The organism is Catenulispora sp. GP43, from assembly GCF_041260665.1.
Lineage (GTDB): Bacteria > Actinomycetota > Actinomycetes > Streptomycetales > Catenulisporaceae > Catenulispora.
This window is the reverse complement of record NZ_JBGCCT010000003.1, coordinates 436050-454009: the sequence shown is the minus strand read 5'-3', so window position 1 is coordinate 454009 and position 17960 is coordinate 436050. Positions and strand designations below refer to the sequence as shown.

Genomic DNA, 17960 nt, shown 5'->3' with positions numbered 1-17960 from the left:
GAACCGTGGCTACCTACCTCCTGATCCACGGAGCGTCTTCGGACTCCTGGCTTTGGCACCGCGTCGTCCCGCTGCTGCGCGCGGCCGGACACCACGTCGTCACCCCCGACCTGCCCGTCGCCGATCCCGAGGCGGGGATCGAGGAATACGCCGACGCGGCCGTAGCGGTACTCGGCGACCACGCCGACGACAGCGACATCATCGTCGTCGCGCAGTCCATGGGGAGTTTCACCGGAACCGTGCTCACTCACCGGATCCCGGTGAAGCTCCTGGTCTTCCTCTCGGCGATGGCCCCGAAGGAGGGCGAGACGGCCGGACAGTGGTGGGAGGCGACCGACTGGCGCCAGGCCAAGCAGGACAGCGATGCCCGCCTCGGGATCCCGCAGGACGCCGATCTGAAGGTGGTCTTCTTCCACAACGTCCCGGCGGAGGTGGTGGCCGAAGCCTGGGAGCACGGCGAGGTCGGCCAGAGCGACCGGCCTTTCGGGCCGCCGCCGATGCCGGCGCTGCCGGCAGACCTCCCCATCCGTTTCCTGGCCGGCCGGGACGACCGCTTCTTCCCCCTGGACTTCCAGCGCCGCACCGTCCAGGAGCGGTTCGGTTTCGCCCCGGACGAGATGGCCGGCGGCCACCTGCTCCCGCTCGCGCGGCCTGAAGAGCTCGTCCGGCGGCTGGAGGAGTACCGCGACGAGGCCGGTCTCTGAGGCTGTCACATCTCCTCCGTTCCACGGGTCTACCTAACGAACGCGAACGCGAACGCGATAGCCAAGACCCGAGGAGCACGCCATGGAAGCCCGCTTCAACTACTACGGCACCACCACCGGCCAGAAGTTCAGCAAGTACATCAACTCGGCGGGCAAGGCCGCCGAGGGTTCGGGCGTCCCCTACGCCACGACGCAGCTGGTCCTGCTGCGGGCCAGCCAGATCAACGGCTGCGGCATGTGCACCGACATGCACTACAAGGACGCCGTCCACGCCGGCGACCAGCCCGAGCGCCTGAACCTGGTGGCGGCCTGGCGCGAGGCCACGGTGTTCACCGACGCCGAGCGCGCGGCGCTGGAGCTGGCCGAGGAGGGCACCCGCATCGCCGACGCGGCCGGCGGGATCCCGGACGCGGTCTGGGAGAACGCCGCCAAGCACTTCGACGAGGAGCAGCTGGCCGGCCTGGTGTCGACGATCGCCCTGATCAACGCCTACAACCGGTTGAACGTGATCGCCCGCACCCCCGCCGGGAGCTATCAGCCCGGCCAGTGGTGAGGAAAGCCGGCCCGGCCGGCGGCTCCCGACAGCGTCAGCGTCATCGGCGTCGTCAGCGTCGTCAGCGTCAGCGTCAGCAGGTCTTGTAGACGTAGGAGGAGCCGCCGGCCGGGCTCACGTCCTGATCGCGCAGCACGATCGCGATCTTCCCGCCGTAGTCGCGGCAGGCGGCGGCGAATCCCGAGTCGTCGTACTCGACGTCCACCACGTGGTCGGCGTACGTGCTCGCGTAGCCGCCGCACTCGCCGTACTTCCCGCACTGCTCGGAGACGGCGAAGTCGAAACCGATCTGATGGGCGCGCGGCAGGAACTCCGTGGTGTTCTTCTGCGCGATCGCCAGCCCCTTGGCGTGGGCCAGCCGTGCCAGCTGGGTGGCCATCGCGACGTCGTCGTCGGCGGTGAGCGTGCCCTGGGAACGGGAGTAGGAATCGAGGTTGTCGGCCTCGATGGCCTGGAATCCCTTTGCCGCGCAGGAGGCGATCCAGCCGCCCTCGATCTGCGCGAGCGCCGTGCGCTTGGCGTCGGTGGAGACGTCGAGCAGCTGCTCGTTCCAGTTCTGGTCGATCACCGGCGCGCCCGACGAGGTCTTCAGCAACAGGTCGGGGTGGTTGCTCTGCCACCAGCCGGTGGCGTCCGGCTGCGCCTGGAAGGCGTTGATGTAGCAGATGTTGTAGAGCCCCGGCGCCGACGAGGCCGAGCTGTCGCGGGAGACGATACGGACGCCGGCCGGCGGGGCGTAGGCGCCGCCGATCTGGTAGTCCCACTTCACACCGGTCGGCGGCGGGGCTCCGGCCTTGGCCGCGGCCGGGGCCGGGGCCGGGGCCTGGGCCTGGCTCGGCGAGCTGGACTTGCTGCCGGCCGACGGCGACGGCGAGGGCGAGGGCGAATGCGAGGCGGACGACGAGGAGCCGGCCGTCGGGTCGGGCGTCGTCGCCGGCGAATCCGCCGCCGGCGAACTCGGCGCGGACGAACTCGGCATGGACGAACTCGCCGCGGTCGAACCGCCGGCCTGCGCCGCATCCGGCTTCGACCCGCCGCCGCTGGAACACCCCGCGACGGCCAGAACCGCCGCCACGACCACTACACGCCCGCGCATCGCCCCACCTCTCACTCCCGACACGGCGATGCTAACCGCTGCCGCGCGTAAGGAGCTTGGTATCGGTCATCCCGCGTGACCACTTTCCACCAGCTCGGCGCCGGTGCGGCCGGCCCTCGCCGGTCCCGTGATTGGCGCGAGCCGTTGATCAGGGGGTTTGATGATCGAGTGCCCACAGTGAACGCCTTCGGCGCCATCTCCGCGACCGCCCCGCTCCAGCCGATCACCATCGAGCGCCGCGAGGTCGGACCCCGAGATGTGCGGATCGACATCCATTACACCGGTATCTGCCACTCCGACATCCACGAGGTCCGCGGGGACTGGGGCGCGTGCCCCTACCCGCTGGCGCCGGGCCACGAGATCACCGGCGTGGTCTCCGAGGTCGGCGCCGAGGTGACACGGTTCGCGGTCGGCGACCGGGTCGGCGTCGGCTGCCTGGTGAACTCCTGCGGGACCTGCAAGGAGTGCGAACGCGGCCAGGAGCAGTTCTGCTCGGTCAAGGCGGTCTGGACCTACGGCGACACCGACGTGGACGGCACCGTCACCCAGGGCGGCTACTCCACGCAGATCGTGGTGACCGACCGCTTCGTGGTGCGCATCCCGGACGCGCTGCCGCTGGACACCGCCGCGCCGCTGCTGTGCGCCGGCATCACGACCTACGCGCCGCTGCGCCGCTGGGGCGCCGGCCCCGGCAAGAAGGTCGCGGTGGTCGGCCTCGGCGGGCTCGGCCACGTCGCGGTGAAGATCGCCCGCGCGCTCGGCGCCGAGGTGACCGTCCTGTCCCAGACTCTGTCCAAGAAGGATGCGGGCCTGGCCCTGGGGGCGAGCGACTACCGCGCGACGTCCGACCCGGCCACGTTCGAGGAACTGGCCGGCAGCTTCGACCTGATCCTGAGCACGGTCAGCGCGCCGCTCCCGATGGACTCCTACATCTCGATGCTGGCCGTCGGCGGCGGAGTGATGATCAACGTCGGCGCGGCGCCGGAGGAGAGCGGCCTGCACCTGCGGCTGCTGAACCGGCAGCGGGTCCTGACCGGCTCGCTGATCGGCGGGATCGCCGAGACCCAGGAGATGCTCGACTTCTGCGGCGAGCACGGGATCGGCGCCGAGATCGAGGTGATCGCGGCCGACTACGTCAACGCGGCGTACGAGCGGGTGCTCGCCTCTGACGTGCGGTATCGGTTCGTCATCGACATCTCCACGCTGCGGTGACCGCGTAACGGTTGACTAGTGTTCTAGTTAACCGTAACAATTCTCTCGTCCGATCCTGCGACGGGAGTCTTTTCGTGATCGATTTTCATGTCGACCGGGCCGGCAGCGTCCCGGCCTACGCGCAGCTCGTGCAACAAGTCCGCGAGGCCTTGCGGCTGGGGCTGCTGCACCCCGGCGACAAGCTGCCCACGGTGCGGGAGGTCGTCACCTCCTGCGCCGTCAACGCCGCGACCGTCCTGAAGGCCTACCGCGAGCTGGAGCTGTCGGGACTGGTCGAGGCGCGGCAGGGCGCCGGCACCTATGTGTCGGGCACCCTCGGCGGCTCTGCCGACCCGGCCGTGATGGGCGAGCTGCGCGACCGCCTGACCGGCTGGGTGGGCGACGCCCGCGACGCCGGCCTGGAGGACGACGACCTGCGGGCCCTGATGACCTCGGTGCTCGCGGAGCCGCCGGGGGAGTTGACGGCTGAGCAGCGCGCGGCCGGGCACGGATCAGAGCTCGGATCCGCGAGATGACCGAGTTCGCTATACAGACGAACGGCCTCGGCAAGCGTTACCGCAGCTTGTGGGCCCTCAAGGACTTCACCGTCGCACTGCCGGCCAACAAGGTCATCGCGCTGGTCGGCGCGAACGGCGCCGGCAAGTCGACGCTGATGTCGATGGCCGCCGGGATCCTGCCGGCCACCGAGGGCGAGATCCGGGTGGACGGCCGCGTGGTGCTGTTGTCCCAGGAGAAGCCGCTCTACCGCTCGTTCAAGGTCGCCGAGATGCTCTCCTTCGGCCGGCACCTGAACCGCGCCTGGGACCAGCAGCGCGCGCTGAACTGGCTGGGCCGCTTCGAGATCCCGTTGGACCGGCCCTGCGGCAAGCTCTCCGGCGGCCAGCAGACGCAGGTCGCGATGGCCGTGGCGCTCGGCGCGCGGCCCTCGGTCCTGCTGCTGGACGAGCCGCTGGCCAACCTGGACCCGGTGGCGCGCCGCGACGTCACCGGCGAGCTGCTGGCCGAGGTGGCCGACAGCGACATGACGGTCGTGCTGTCCACCCACGTGGTGGCCGAGCTGGCCGGGGTCGGCGACCACCTGCTGCTGCTCAGCCACGGCCACGGCAAGCTCGACGGCGACATCGAGGAGCTGCTGGCCCAGCACGCGCGGCTCACCGGCCCGCGCGCCGACGCCCCGCCGATCGAGGGCGAGATCGTGCAGACGCAGCACACCGAACGGCAGTCGACGTTTGTCGTCCGCACCCTGCTCGGCCCGGACACCCCGGTCGCCGAGCCGTGGAAGGCCCAGCCGGTGACGCTGGAGGACCTGGTGCTCGCCTATCTGAAGCCGAACCGCAGCCTCGGGGAGGAGCTGTGAAGGGCCTGATCTGGCTGACCTGGCGCCAGCACCGCTGGCCGATCGTGGTCAGCGCGGTGATCACCGCGGTGCTGGCCGTCCTGATGCTGATGACCGCCTCTGACCTCGGTTCCCTGGCTGCCAAGTGCGCCACCGCCTCAGCCAAGGGCTGTCAGGGGACCAAGACCGACAGCGTGCCCTCGCACGCCAGCTATCTGATGAACTCGGTCGTCTTCCTCCCGGTGCTGGTCGCCGTGTTCTGGGGCGTCCCGCTGCTGGCCCGCGAGTTCGAGCAGCGCACGCTGCCGCTGGCCTGGTCGCAGGACGTCAGCCGGCTCCGGTGGCTGACCGGCAAGACCACGGTGATGGTCGTGCTGGTCGGGGCGATGGGCACGGTCCTGGCCGGCGCGTCGATCCACCTGGCGCACGAGTACCACGTCTACACCGGCGCGAGCCTCTTCGACGGCACGCAGTTCCAGGCCGGCGGCTGGCTGCCGCTCACTTTGGGCCTGGCCTGGCTGGCGGTCGGCATCGCGGCGGGAGCGGCGACCCGGCGGGTGCTGGTGGCGATCGCGGTGGTCGGCGGGCTGTGGATCGTGCGCATGGTGGGGATGGTCCAGCTACGGCCGCGGTTCATGAAGCCGGTGACGCTGATCAAGCCGTTCGACCTCAGCAAAGGCGGAGGGAGCCCCCTGTCCACGGCGGTGAACGACATGAGCCTCAACTCGAACGCCTCCTTCCTGGACACCCACGGGGGGACCCACACACCTCAGCAAGCGATGGACAGCTGGTGCGGCACCGCCGACGACATGAACGCCTGTCTGCACCAGCACGGCATCATCGGCACCCTGGACAAGTTCCAGCCGGCCTCCCGGATGGGCACCTTCCACCTGATCGAGAACGGCATGAACCTCGGGCTGTTCGTGATCGCGCTGGCGGTCGCGTGGTGGTGCGTGAAGAAGACCCGGACCACGGTCGGCTAGCAGCCCGCTAGAGGCCCACCACTAGAGACCCACCGCGCGAAGAGTCCCGGCGAGCGCTTCGAGCGCCGCCGGGAACGCGCGTTCCGCCGGACCGGCATAGCCGATGAGCAGCCCTTGTCCGGCTTCGTCCAGGTTCTGATACAGCTCGGCCAAACCGCGGACCGCCAAGCCTCGCGCCTCGCCCTCGGCCCGGATCTCGCTCTCCCCCGGTCCGTCGGCGGGCAGCGTCACCAGGACATGCAGACCGGCGGGGACGCCGTGCGCAGTCAGCCTCGGGAACTCTTCGAGCACCTCCATCAATCGCTCCCGGCGCCGGCCATAGCGGAGCCTGGAGGCGCGGACGTGCCGGTCATAGGCATGGGAGGACACGAAGTCGGCGAGCACCGCCTGCCCGACGCTCTCGCCGAAGGGCTCCGTCTCCAGCTTCGCCCGCACGAAGTCCTCGACCAGTCGCGACGGCAGCGCCAGCCAGCCCAGGCACAGCCCCGGGCCGAGCGTCTTGGAGACCGACCCGCAGTAGACGACCTCGCACGTCGCGACCGGCTGCATCGCGCCGACCGGACGCCGGTCGTAGCGGAACTCGCCGTCGTAGTCGTCCTCGACGACCAGCGCCCCGGCGGCCCGGGCCCATTCGACGACCGCCCGACGCCGCGCGGGATCCAGCGGTACGCCGGTCGGATACTGATGCGCCGGCGTGAGGAACACGGCGGACTCGTCGGTCAGCGCGTCAACCACCGCGCCGCCTTCGTCCACCGGCAGCGGCCGTACCTTCAGGCCGGTCCCGGCGACCAGCTCCCGGAAGACCGCGTGCCCCGGATCCTCCCACGCCACCGTCGTCGCCCCCTGCGACCGCAGCACCCGCGCGACCAGCTGCACGCTCTGGTGGTAGCCGCTGGTGATGACCACCCGGTCGGCCGAGGTCTGCACGCCGCGGGTCCGGCCGAGATAGTCGGCCAGCGCGGCCCTCAGCTCGTACCGGCCCTGCGGATCCCCGGCGCCGAACAGCTCCGGGCGGGCCGCCGCGAGCACCCGCCGGGTCGCGGCGGTCCAGCCGCGCAGCGGGAACGCCGCCAGATCCGGGCTCCCCGGCCGCAGGTCGTGCTCCGGCCGCGGGGCCGCGAACCGGTGCGGCGAGGCGGCCGGCGGCTTCGGGTCGCGCACGTCGGCGACCGCGGTACCGGAGCCGGGCCGCGCGGTGAGGAAGCCCTCGTCGACGAGCTGGCCGTAGGCGGAGGTCACCGTGCCGCGCGAGAGCCCGAGCTGCTCGGCCAGGCCGCGGCTGGACGGCAGCGGCACGCCGGGGCGCAGGCTGCCGTCGCGGATCGCCTCGCGCAGCGCGGCCTCCAGCGCGGCGCGGCGCTTCGCGGGCCCGGCGGCGCCGATGCCGCGGTGCAGGTCTGGGTGCAGGTCTGGGTGCAGGTCTGGGTGCAGGTCGAGATGCAGGTCGAGGCGCGAACCGGTCCAAGCTTTCGCCATGGAAGTGGAGCTTAACCGTGGACCGGTCGCTGCCTACGCTCGGAGCATGCCAGTCGTCATCGCGCACGTCAGCGACATCCACATCGACGCCGGACCCCGCGCCGCCGAGCGCACCCGCCGCGTCTTCGACCATCTCGACGCCCTACCGGCCGACCTGGACCTGGTCGTGCTGACCGGGGACGTCGCCGACCACGGCCTGGACAGCGAGTACGAGGCCGTCCGCGAAGCCACGGCCACCCGCCACCCGCTGCTGGTCTGCCCCGGGAACCACGACGACCGCGAGGCGTTCCGGCGCACGCTGCTCGGCGTCCCGGCCGCGACCGGGCCGATCGACCAGGTGCACCGCACCGACCGGTTCGTCGTCGCCCTCTGCGACTCCTCGATCCCCCGCCGGGACGACGGGTACCTCGCCGACGCGACGCTGGAGTGGCTGACCGCCGAGCTGGACGCGACACCGGACGGCGTCCCCTTCGTGATCGGCTTCCACCATCCGCCGGTCGAGCTGCACGCGCCGTTCGTGGACCGGATCCGGCAGTTCGCCGAGGACCGGCTGGCCGAGACCGTCGCCGGGCGTCCGAACGTCGTCGCCTTCCTGGCCGGGCACGCGCACACCGCCGCCGCCACCCGCTTCGCCGGCCTGCCGCTGCTGGTCGCGCCGGGAGTGGTCTCCACGGTGCCGCTGCCCTGGGAGGGGGAGCGGCCGGTCCACCTGGACCAGCCGCCGTCGCTGGCCTTCCACGTCATCGATGACCGGCAGCGGATCACCACGCACTATCGCAGTGTCGTGTAATCCGGTTGCCGACACCGCAACGCGGTGTTGCACTGGTCGGGTCCCGTTCTCCGTCCGGAAGGAACCGCGCATGCGCCGCTTGGCTTACGTGCCCACTCTCCTGGTCATGTCAGCCGACGCGAAGGACGCGGTTTCCGGTGCGGTATCTGAACTTGGGCATCCTGGCGCACGTCGACGCCGGTAAGACCTCCCTGACCGAGCGGCTGCTGCACGCCGCCGGGGTCATCGACGAGATCGGCAGCGTGGACCGCGGCACCACGCGGACCGACAGCCTGGAGCTGGAACGCCGCCGGGGCATCACGATCAAGGCCGCCGTCACGGCGTTCCCGCTGGGCGGGACCACCGTGAACCTGGTCGACACGCCCGGACACCCCGACTTCATCGCCGAGGTCGAGCGCACCCTCGGGGTGCTCGACGGCGTGGTGCTGGTGGTGTCCGCGGTCGAGGGCGTGCAGCCGCAGACCAGGGTCCTGATGCGCGCCGTCCGCCGGCTCGGGCTGCCGACGGTGCTGTTCGTCAACAAGGCCGACCGCGCCGGAGCCGATCCGGCGCGGGTGCTCGCGGAGATCTCGGCGAAGCTCACACCGGCCGCCTTCCCGCTCGGCCGGATCGAAGGCGCCGGGACCCGCGCCGCGCGGTTCGTCTCCGACGTCCCGGAACTGCGGCGGCTGGGACTGTGGTCCCAGCTGGCCGCGGACAGCCGACGGGGCGCGGCGCATCCGGTGTACTCCGGCTCCGCGATCACCGGCGCCGGCATCCCCGACCTGATGGCCGGCATCGAGCACCTGCTGCCGCGCTCGGCCGACCACACCGCGACCCCGGCCGCGGGCCGGGTCTTCAAGGTCGAGCGCGGGGCCGCCGGCGAGCGGATCGCTTATGTGCGCATGTTCGCCGGGGCCCTCAAGACCCGCGACCGGCTGCCGAGCGGCCGGGTCACCGGGATCTCCGTGCTGTCCGCGGCCGACGGCGCGCCGGTCCCGGCCGAGGTGGTCAGCGCCGGACAGATCGGCGTCGTCCACGGCCTGACCCGGGTCCGGATCGGCGACCGGCTCGGGGCGCGCGCGGGCCAGGAGAACGAGGAGGAGAACGAGCAGGACACCGCGGCGACGTACTTCGCGCCGCCGACCCTGGAGACCGTGGTCGAACCCCGGGAGCAGGCCGACCGCGGCCCGATGTTCGCCGCGCTGACGCAGCTCGCGGAGCAGGATCCGCTGATCGGCCTGCGCTACGACCGGGACCGCGCGCAGACTTCGCTATCGCTCTACGGCGAGGTCCAGAAGGAGGTCATCCAGACCACGCTCTGCGAGGAGTACGGAGTCGCCGTGGACTTCCGCGAGACGAGGCCGATCTGCGTCGAGCGGATACTCGGCGTCGGCGAGGGCCTGGACGTCATCAAGCGCGGCGACAATCCGTTCCTGGCGACGGTCGGGCTGCGGATCGCCCCGGCGCCGGCCGGTTCCGGGGTGTCGTTCGGGCTGGAGATCGAACTCGGGTCGCTGCCGCCGGCGTTCCTCACCGCGATCGAGGAGACGGTGCGCGCCACCCTCGCCTCGGGGCTGCACGGCTGGGAGATCCCCGACGCGGTGGTGACCCTGACCCGCAGCGGCTACTGGGCCCGGCAGAGCCACGCGCACGGCACCTTCGACAAGAGCATGTCGAGCACGGCGGGCGACTTCCGGTCCCTGACGCCGCTGGTGCTCATGGAAGCGCTGGCGAAGGCCCGGACCGAGGTCTGCGAGCCGTTGCACCGGTTCCGGCTGGAGGTGCCGAGCGCTTTGCTGGGAACGGTTCTGCCGGTTCTGGCGGCGTTCCGCGCCGTGCCGGGTTCCACCACGGTGGCCGGAGAGGCGGCCGTCCTGGAGGGGATGGTCCCCGCCGCGCGGGTCCACGCACTGGGGCGGAGGATCCCCGGGCTGACCGGAGGCGAGGGCGTGTTGGAATCAGCCTTCGACCACTTCGCCCCGGTCAGCGGCGGCGAGGTGCCCGAGCGCGCCCGATGGGACGCGAACCCCTTGGACCGCAAGGAGTATCTGATGCGGGTGCAGCGCGGGGTGTGAGGGCCGGCCGGTCACCGCCTCACCCAGCCGCGGCGGCCGACCAGCGCGGCTCACGGCCGAGGTAGCGCAGCAGCTCTGCCTCGGCGTCGTCGCCCGGCTCCGGAGCCAGCGCCGGTGCGTAGGCGCCGAACTGCCGCAGCGGCTCGACGATCTGCCGCGCCACCTCCAGCAGTTCCGCCGCCAGTTCCGGCGTCAGCGGCGAGGGCTGACCGGTCGCCACCGCGATGTCCCACGCGTGCACTGCGGCGTCCAGCGCGCACGCCCCGGCGCCGACCCGGGCGCTCAGCTTGTTCGGCGGGACCGGGACCGCGACCTCCTCGGCCCGCGGGTCGACGCCGGCCCAGGCCGCGGCCGACCGGCCCAGGGCCTGCCCCACGTGGGCCTTCGGGTCCTGAGGCGGGGTCGCCGACGGGGTGAAGGGGTTCTCGTCCGGGCCGGCGCCGCCGTCGAGGAAGGCGGCGAAGCCGATCTGGTCGCCGGCCGCGTGCCGCAGCACCTGGGTGACGGACCACTGCGAGCACGGGGTCGGGCGGTCCAGGTCGTCGGCGGCGAGCGCGCCGACGACGGTGCGCAGCGCGCGGTGCGAGGCGTCGAGGGCGGCGAATCCGGTGCTGGTCATGACTGATCCCTTCGTCCGGCCCGCGGCGTGGTGCCGTGGTCAGGTCTCCAGTTTAACAGAACGGAATGTTTCGTTCCACTGTTGGGCCCGGCATAGAGGAAACCGCTGCGAGTAGCGTTCCGTCCGTGGACTTCGATCTCGACGCGTACCTCGCCCGCATCGGCTACACCGGCGACCGCACCCCGAGCGCCGAAACCCTCCGGGCCCTTCAGCGCGCACACATCTACGCGATCCCGTTCGAGAACCTGGACCCGATCCGCGGCGTGGTGCCGTCGCTGGACCTGGGCGATCTGACGGCGAAGCTGGTCCGCGACACCACGCGCGGCGGCTACTGCTACGAGCAGAACACGCTCTACGCCGCCGCGCTGCGCGCGCTCGGCTTCGAGGTCACGCTGCTGGCGGCCCGGGTGCTGGTCGGCGCCATGCCCGGCGACCTGCGGCCGCGCACCCACATGCTGCTGCTCGCCGAGGCCCCGGGCGACCCCGGCCGCTACCTGACCGACGTCGGCTTCGGCACCGAGGGCGCGCTGCTGGACCCGGTGCCGCTGGCCGAGGGCGAGACCGCGGACGAACCGCGCCGCCACCGGCTCGTCGTCACGCCCGCCGACGGCCCGCTGGACCAGTGGGTCCTGCGTGCGTTCACGGACGGCGAATGGCGTGATCAGTACTCGTTCACGGTCGAGCCGTACTACGCACCCGATTTCGGGGTCGTCAACTTCTTCATGGCGCGGAACCCCCGATCCCCCTTCGGCTCCCGCGTCTATGTCTGCCGGACGTATCCCGACCGCCTGCTGAAGCTGGACGCCCGCACCTTCACCACGACCCACAACGACGGCACCGCGATAAAGCGCGAACTCGCCGACGACGCCGAAGTCCGGCAGGTGCTGGCCGAGGAGTTCGGCGTCATCGTCCCGCCCGAGGTCTAGAAACCCTTACAGGCCCAGCGAATCCGCCAGCTCTACAGCCTCGTCGGCCCAGCGCGCGCAGACGGCCAGGCCGGCTGCGCGCGCCTCGTAGCGCACATCGGGGTCGACGGCCTCGCCGCTGCCGTAGGCACGGTGCCGGTCGTCGAGCGCTGCTTGCAGGCACCAGGGCATCAGCCAGTCGTATTTGACCGCCGAGGCGCGGATGCCGAGGATCGCCATCCGCGGGTCGCCGGACCAGCCGGCCGCTCGCAGTCCTTCGAGATAGGCCTCGGTCACCAGGTCCGGCAGGTGCTCGGCGAACCCCGGCCGCAGCGGCCAGTCGAAGAAGCTGTCCGGCACCAGGTTCCCGGCGTCCTCGCCGACCGCGCCGTCGCCGGTGAAGGCCCAGTCGAGCAGCACCACGGTGCCGTCCGGGCGCCGGATCACGTTGTTGGGCCACACATCCAGGTGGCAGACCGTACGCGGCAGGCGGGTCATCAGGCCGAGCAGCCGGTCGCGATTGCCGTGCAGGCGGATCAGGGCTTCGCGCAGATCCGGCGGGAAGTGCTTGGCGATCAGCGGGAGCGACCAGACTCGCTCGTCGTCCAGCAGCGCGAAGTCGGCCGGCCGCGTGGTGCTGTAGTCCGCGAGGAATCCCCGGCTGAACCACGGCTCCGACGGCCGGCGGTCGGCACCCTGCGCCCGGCCCAGGGCGAAGGCGACTGCTGCGATGTCCTCCATCGTCAGATCGCCGCCGTGCGTCCCGGGGACGTCCTCGAGGAGCAGCTCGACATCGCCGTCCGGCAGCTCGCGCAGCTCGACGAGCTCCGGCGCGCCGAGGCCCAGCCGCTCGGGCAGACCGCTCGCGTAGACGTCGGCTTCGCGCCGCCAGTAGTTCCAGAAACGCGGTTCGGCTGACGACGCCCACTGTGCCGGCGCGTCGCTGCGGCGATGGGTCAGGACCTTGTGGACCAGACCGTCCTCGCCGCGCCACACGCCGCGGGTCACCGCGTTGTTGCGGTTGTGGGGCAACTGCGACTGTTCGGCGACCATGGCAGAACCCTACTGAGACACGGAGGGCCGTACCGCTGCGTCGGCGTCGGCGTCGGCCGCCAGCTTGGCGGTCAGCCTGACCTGCAGACTGTCCAGCATGAGATCGAGCCCGTAGACGAAGTTCGCCAGGCGCGATTCGGGGGGGTCCTTCGTGAGCTCTTCCAGGTAGATCTCCGCCAGCCCGGCGTCGGAGGCGGACTCGGCCATCCGCGGGCCCATGTTCTCGTACCACTCCTGCTCGGTCATGCCCTGGCGGCGCAGGGCCGTCAGCCACCCGGCCTCGGCGGAGGTGATGCCGATGACGTAGGAGGACACCGAGCTCATCGCCCGGACCGCCTCGGAGGTGTCGAAGCCCGCCGTGGTGAGGATGGCCAGGCCCCGCTGGGTGACCGAGACGACGTTCGGGCCCAGGTAGTTCAGCCCGACCTGGCCCAGCACGTGCATCATCCACATGTGCCGCAGCCCGGCCTGGCGCAGGCTGTGCGCGGTGATGTGCATGGCCAGCCGCCAGCCGGCGGGGTCGGTGAGCTCGGGGACCTCGAGCTCGCCGTAGACCTCGTCGATCACCAGCTCGATCAGCTCGTCCTTGCTGGCCACGTGCCGGTACAGGGAGGTGGCGCCGGCGCCGAGCCGCTGCCCGAGGGAGCGCATGCTCAGTGCCTCCATGCCCTCCTCGTCCAGCAGCGCGATCGTCTCGGCGACGATGCGCTCCCGGGTGAGCTGCTCTTTCTGCCGGCGCTGGGGCCGGGTCCAGACCGAGTTCAGAGCGGGAGCCGGAACGGGGTCCGGGTCCTCGGAGCGAGATTCGGGGTTCACGCCGTCCACGATAGCCCAGACGTGCGCACGCTGTTCGCTGTTGCGCACGGCGTACGCATCAGCGTACGGTGTTCCCATCGACGCGCACACTGTGCGCAGATGCGAACGGTGTGCGCGCCGGCGACATCCACGGGGGCGGAAGCCGGCCGCGTCCAGGAGGAGGGGACATGTCAGAGGTGGAAACGGGTGCACCGGCACCCGAGCAAGGACCGGTCGAGGGCCGGCGGCGCTGGCTCATCCTGATCGTGCTGTGCCTGGCCACGCTGGTGCTGGTGGTGGACAACATGGTCCTGACCGTCGCGGTGCCGGCGCTGACCGAGTCGCTGCACGCCAGCGCGCAGAACATCCAGTGGGTGCTCGACTCCTACATCCTGGTGTTCGCCGGCCTGCTGCTGACCACCGGGAGCCTGTCCGACCGGTTCGGACGGCGCCGGGTCCTGATCATCGGGCTCACGGTCTTCGGCATCGCCTCGGCGGTGGCGACCCTGGCCAGCAACCCCGGCGAGCTGATCGCCGCCCGCGTCGCCATGGGGGTCGGCGGCGCGCTGCTGATGCCGAGCACGCTGTCGATCCTGATCACCGTGTTCACCGACGAGGCCGAACGGCGCAAGGCGATGGCCGCCTGGACCGTGGTGGCGATGGTCGGCCTGGTCGGCGGTCCGGTGCTGGGCGGCGTGATGATCAGCCACTTCTGGTGGGGCTCGGTGTTCCTGCTGAACATCCCGATCGCGGTGCTGGCCGTCATCTCCGCCGTGGTGCTGATGCCGGAGAGCAAGGGCCCGTGGCGCAAGCCCGACCCGCTGGGCACGATCCTGTCGATCGTCGGCCTGACCGCGCTGGTCTGGGTCATCATCGAGTTCCCGAAGGGCTTCACCCGGCCGGGCACCCTGGCCGCGGCCGCGCTGGCCCTGATCGCGCTGGTCTCCTTCGGAATCTGGGAGACCCGCATCGCCGAGCCGATGGTGCCGCTGCAGCTGTTCAAGCAGCGCAACTTCTCCGGCGGCTCGTTCTCGCTGACCCTGGTGCAGATCGGCAACGGCGGCCTGCTGCTGGTGATGACGCAGTACCTGCAGTTCGTGCTCGGCTTCTCGGCGCTGAAGGCCTCGCTGTGCTTCATCCCGCTGGCCATCGCGGCGCTGATCTTCAACACCCTGGGCGCGGGCCTGGGCATGAGGTTCGGCAACCGGCCGCTGATGGTCGTCGGCCTGCTGATCTGCGCGGCGGCCTTCGGGATCCTGGCCGACCTGGGCGTGGACGACGGCCTGAGCAAGCTCTTCGTCGGCCTGTTCCTGCTCGGCGCCGGCTCCGGCCTGGCCATGCCGGCCGCGATCACCGCGATCATGGGCTCGGTCCCGCCGGAGCACGCCGGCGTCAGCTCGGCGCTGAACGACACGGTCCAGCAGACCGGCGCCGCCCTGGGCGTGGCGATCATGGGCACCGTGGTGGCCAGCCGCTTCACCGCGGGCATGCCGGCGAACGTCACCGGCACCGCGCGCCACTCGCTCGGCGAGGCCTACGGCATCGCCAAGAGCACCGGAAACAGTGCCCTGCTGGACTCGGCCAAGCACGCCTTCACCCACGCCGCGTCCGTCGCCTACATCGCCGGAGCGATCGGCGTGATCGCCGCGGCCGTGGTGTCCTTCGCGGTGCTGCGGGACGTCAAGCCGCCGGCGGCCCCGACCGAGGTGGACGGTGCCGAGGCGGGCACGGCCGCCGAGGCGGGCACGGCCGACGGGGCGCTGGTCACCGCCGAGGCCTGATCCATCCGCCGGACGATCGGCGAGCACGGACTCGACCACCAGGGTTAACCCGGTGTTGACCGGCGACACCACCCCGCGTGCGACTGTGGGCATGTGAGCCATATCACAACGCAGAGTAGTGCCCCATTGTTCCCTGCATGACGGATTCCCCCACCACCACGACCCCCATATCCGAAAGCGCCGGCGACTCCGTCTGGAGAGTCGTCGGCGCCTCCATGGTCGGCACCACGCTGGAGTGGTACGACTTCTTCCTCTACGGCACCGCGGCCGCTGTGGTCTTCCCGAAGGTCTTCTTCGTCAAGAGCGATCCGCTCACCGCGACGCTGCTGTCCTTCCTCACCTACGCGCTGGGCTTCGCCGCGCGGCCGATCGGCGGCGTGGTCTTCGGCCACGTCGGCGACCGGGTCGGGCGCAAGAAGACGCTGATGGTCAGCCTGGTGATCATGGGCATCGCCACCACCGGGATGGCGTTCGTCCCCGGCTACAGCTCCATCGGGGTCTGGGCCCCGGTGCTGCTCACCACGCTGCGCATGGTCCAGGGCTTCGCGCTCGGCGGCGAGTGGGGCGGCTCGGTGCTGATCGTGGCCGAGCGCGACCAGTCCCGGCGCGGCTTCTGGGCCTCGTGGCCGCAGGCCGGTGCGCCGCTGGGCTTGGTCCTCGGGACCGGTGTGCTCATCCTGCTCTCCCAGAACATGAGCGAGAAGTCGTTCCTGGACTGGGGCTGGCGGCTGGCCTTCGGCCTGTCGGCGATCCTGCTGCTGGTCGGGGTCTGGGTCCGCAAGTCGCTCAACGAGACCGAGGCCTTCCGGGCCGCGCAGGCCAAGAAGGCGAGCGCGCCGCCGAAGCTTCCGGTCCTTGAGGTGTTCCGCACCTCCTGGCGCGAGATCCTCATCGCCTTCGGGACCCGCATGGCCGAGAACATCTCCTTCTATCTGGTCGCCACCTTCTCGGTCACCTGGATCACCGAGCACCTGAAGCTGTCGAAGTCCTTCGGCCTGGACGCGGTGATGATCGGCGCGGCGGTCGAGACCGTGCTCATCCCGGTGTTCGGGTCGCTCTCCGACCGGATCGGGCGGCGGCCGGTGTACCTGGCCGGAGCGGTCGGGATCGGGATCTGGACGCCGATCTTCTTCACGCTCGTCGATCAGAAGTCGTATCCGCTGGCGGTGCTCGCGATCACCGTCGCCCTGGCCTTCCACGGCCTGATGTACGGCCCGCAGGCCGCCTTCTTCGCCGAGATGTTCCCGACCGGGGTCCGCTACTCCGGCGCCTCGATCGGCTACCAGGTGGCCTCGATCGCGGCCGGGGCGCCGGCGCCGCTGATCGCCGTGGCGATCCTGCAGCACAACGGCGGCAAGACCTCCGCGTGGCTCGCGCTCTACATGGGGCTGGCGGCCGTGGTGACGATCGTCGCCCTGTACTTCGCGCGCGAGACGCGGTCGGTCTCGATGTCCGCCCCGGACTCAGCCCAGGCCGCCGAAGAACTCCACGACGTCACGCACTAGCACCTCGGGGGCCTGGTGCGCGGTGTAGTGGCCGGGGGTCTCGTACACGTTCCACCGCACGATGTTCGCGTGGTCGCGCTCGGCGAAGCGGCGGATGCCGAAGAAGTCGCCTCCCGAGCCGGCCAGCGCCGTGGGGACCGTGGTCGGGCCGTCGGGCCGCTCGGCGTCCAGGGCCATCTCGCGGTAGAAACGCAGCGCCGAGCCCGTGGTGCCGGTCAGCCAGTAGGTCGCCACGTGGGCCAGGACGAAGTCGTCGTCGAGGTTCGCCGGCAGCAGCTGAACGTTCCAGCCGAGCAGGCCGGCCGGCGAGTCGGACAGCGCGTGCGCCAGGGTCTGCGGCTGCTGGGACTGCACCTGGTTGAAGGAGCCCATGTTCTCCCAGAACCATTGGAGCGTCTCCACGGCCTTCTTCTCCTCGTCGGTCAGATCGGCCAGCTCAGCCGGATCGCCGGAGGGGAACGAGAACAGCTGCGTGACGTGCACCCCGACGCAGTGCTCTGGGTCCAGGCGGCCGACCTCGGGCGAGATCATCGAACCGCCGTCGTTGCCGATCGCGCCGTAGCGCTCGTAGCCCAGCCGGGCCATCAGCTCGACCCAGGCGCGCGCCGTGCGATGCAGGTTCCAGCCCCTGGCGGTCGTCGGGCCGGCGAAGCCGTACCCCGGGATCGAGGGGATCACCAGGTCGTAGCCGGTCGCCGTCAGCGGCTCGATGACGTCCAGGTACTCGGCCTGCGAGCCCGGCCAGCCGTGGGTGAGGACCAGCGCGGTGCCGTTCGGCTCGGCGGCCTTGATGTGCAGGAAGTGGATGTCCTGGCCGTCGATCTCGGTCAGGAACTGCGGGTGGGCGTTCAGCCGGGCCTCGAAGGCCCGCCAGTCGAAACCGTTCCGCCAGTATTCGGCCAGCCGGCGCACCCGGGAGACCGGGGTCCCGTACTCGCCGTCGGCACCGTCGACCACCGGCGTCCAGCGGGTCCGGTCCAGGCGCTGGTGCAGGTCGTCGAGGTCGGCCTGGGGGATCTCGACGCGGTACGGACGGATGGCGGTGTTCTGCTGCGCGGGCTGTGTCTGGCGGGCGGTCATGGCTGCTCCCTGGAA

General features: G+C 71.2%; 17 protein-coding genes. 11 read left to right on the top strand and 6 right to left on the bottom strand.

Annotated elements, in window-relative coordinates:
* The first annotated feature begins 5 nt into the window (after window positions 1-5).
* Together ABH926_RS09365 and ABH926_RS09360 are read left to right on the top strand one after the other, a co-directional pair.
* Window positions 6-704 (top strand): alpha/beta fold hydrolase, encoded by a 699-nt coding sequence (locus tag ABH926_RS09365; protein ID WP_370365003.1) that lies wholly within the window; start codon window positions 6-8, stop codon window positions 702-704.
* An 82-nt stretch (window positions 705-786) separates the two neighbouring features.
* Window positions 787-1257 carry a carboxymuconolactone decarboxylase family protein gene (locus ABH926_RS09360; RefSeq protein ID WP_370365002.1) on the top strand — a complete coding sequence of 157 codons (471 nt, stop codon included), beginning with the start codon at window positions 787-789 and terminating at the stop codon, window positions 1255-1257.
* A gap of 73 nt (window positions 1258-1330) precedes the next feature.
* Here ABH926_RS09360 and ABH926_RS09355 read toward each other — a convergent pair whose 3' ends face one another.
* Window positions 1331-2353, bottom strand: coding sequence for an endo alpha-1,4 polygalactosaminidase (locus ABH926_RS09355; protein ID WP_370365001.1), 1023 nt, complete (start codon window positions 2351-2353; stop codon window positions 1331-1333).
* Between the two features lie 168 nt (window positions 2354-2521).
* Between ABH926_RS09355 and ABH926_RS09350 the strand changes: the two genes are divergently transcribed.
* The 4 genes from ABH926_RS09350 (at window position 2522) to ABH926_RS09335 (ending at window position 5884) form a co-directional block, all read left to right on the top strand.
* Window positions 2522-3565 carry an NAD(P)-dependent alcohol dehydrogenase gene (locus tag ABH926_RS09350; protein ID WP_370365000.1) on the top strand — a complete coding sequence of 348 codons (1044 nt, stop codon included), beginning with the start codon at window positions 2522-2524 and terminating at the stop codon, window positions 3563-3565.
* Window positions 3566-3639: 74 nt separating this feature from the next.
* Window positions 3640-4080: a GntR family transcriptional regulator gene (locus ABH926_RS09345; protein WP_370364999.1), complete on the top strand. Its 441-nt coding sequence runs from the start codon at window positions 3640-3642 to the stop codon at window positions 4078-4080.
* Window positions 4077-4922: an ABC transporter ATP-binding protein gene (locus tag ABH926_RS09340; protein WP_370364998.1), complete on the top strand. Its 846-nt coding sequence runs from the start codon at window positions 4077-4079 to the stop codon at window positions 4920-4922. Before ABH926_RS09345 ends, ABH926_RS09340 begins: the two co-directional genes overlap by 4 nt.
* Complete coding sequence (locus ABH926_RS09335) at window positions 4919-5884, top strand: ABC transporter permease (RefSeq protein ID WP_370364997.1); 966 nt, start codon at window positions 4919-4921, stop codon at window positions 5882-5884. The genes ABH926_RS09340 and ABH926_RS09335 overlap by 4 nt, the downstream gene beginning before the upstream one ends.
* Before the next feature lie 21 nt (window positions 5885-5905).
* On the opposite strand, the gene ABH926_RS09330 is transcribed toward ABH926_RS09335, so the two are convergent.
* Entirely contained in the window at window positions 5906-7360 is a 1455-nt protein-coding gene (locus ABH926_RS09330) for a PLP-dependent aminotransferase family protein (RefSeq protein WP_370364996.1), read from the bottom strand.
* A 46-nt stretch (window positions 7361-7406) separates the two neighbouring features.
* Between ABH926_RS09330 and ABH926_RS09325 the strand changes: the two genes are divergently transcribed.
* On the top strand, window positions 7407-8150 hold the full coding sequence (locus ABH926_RS09325; RefSeq protein ID WP_370364995.1) for a metallophosphoesterase: 744 nt from the start codon (window positions 7407-7409) through the stop codon (window positions 8148-8150).
* Window positions 8151-8287: 137 nt separating this feature from the next.
* Window positions 8288-10207: a GTP-binding protein gene (locus tag ABH926_RS09320; protein ID WP_370364994.1), complete on the top strand. Its 1920-nt coding sequence runs from the start codon at window positions 8288-8290 to the stop codon at window positions 10205-10207.
* 19 nt (window positions 10208-10226) lie between these two features.
* Here ABH926_RS09320 and ABH926_RS09315 read toward each other — a convergent pair whose 3' ends face one another.
* Window positions 10227-10826 carry a TIGR03086 family metal-binding protein gene (locus ABH926_RS09315; protein ID WP_370364992.1) on the bottom strand — a complete coding sequence of 200 codons (600 nt, stop codon included), beginning with the start codon at window positions 10824-10826 and terminating at the stop codon, window positions 10227-10229.
* A 125-nt stretch (window positions 10827-10951) separates the two neighbouring features.
* Here ABH926_RS09315 and ABH926_RS09310 point away from each other — a divergent pair, with 125 nt between their 5' ends.
* A complete protein-coding gene (locus ABH926_RS09310; RefSeq protein WP_370364991.1) occupies window positions 10952-11752 on the top strand; it encodes an arylamine N-acetyltransferase in 801 nt (266 codons plus the stop codon).
* A gap of 6 nt (window positions 11753-11758) precedes the next feature.
* Here ABH926_RS09310 and ABH926_RS09305 read toward each other — a convergent pair whose 3' ends face one another.
* Window positions 11759-12784, bottom strand: a complete 1026-nt coding sequence (locus ABH926_RS09305; RefSeq protein WP_370364990.1) for an aminoglycoside phosphotransferase — start codon at window positions 12782-12784, stop codon at window positions 11759-11761.
* 9 nt (window positions 12785-12793) lie between these two features.
* Window positions 12794-13600 (bottom strand): TetR/AcrR family transcriptional regulator, encoded by an 807-nt coding sequence (locus ABH926_RS09300; RefSeq protein WP_370364989.1) that lies wholly within the window; start codon window positions 13598-13600, stop codon window positions 12794-12796.
* A gap of 167 nt (window positions 13601-13767) precedes the next feature.
* Here ABH926_RS09300 and ABH926_RS09295 point away from each other — a divergent pair, with 167 nt between their 5' ends.
* Window positions 13768-15360: an MFS transporter gene (locus ABH926_RS09295; protein ID WP_370364988.1), complete on the top strand. Its 1593-nt coding sequence runs from the start codon at window positions 13768-13770 to the stop codon at window positions 15358-15360.
* 137 nt (window positions 15361-15497) lie between these two features.
* On the top strand, window positions 15498-16865 hold the full coding sequence (locus tag ABH926_RS09290) for an MFS transporter (RefSeq protein ID WP_370364987.1): 1368 nt from the start codon (window positions 15498-15500) through the stop codon (window positions 16863-16865).
* Here ABH926_RS09290 and ABH926_RS09285 read toward each other — a convergent pair.
* Window positions 16824-17945 (bottom strand): epoxide hydrolase family protein, encoded by a 1122-nt coding sequence (locus ABH926_RS09285; RefSeq protein ID WP_370364986.1) that lies wholly within the window; start codon window positions 17943-17945, stop codon window positions 16824-16826. The two genes, ABH926_RS09290 and ABH926_RS09285, sit on opposite strands and share 42 nt — an antisense overlap.
* Window positions 17946-17960 lie beyond the last annotated feature (15 nt).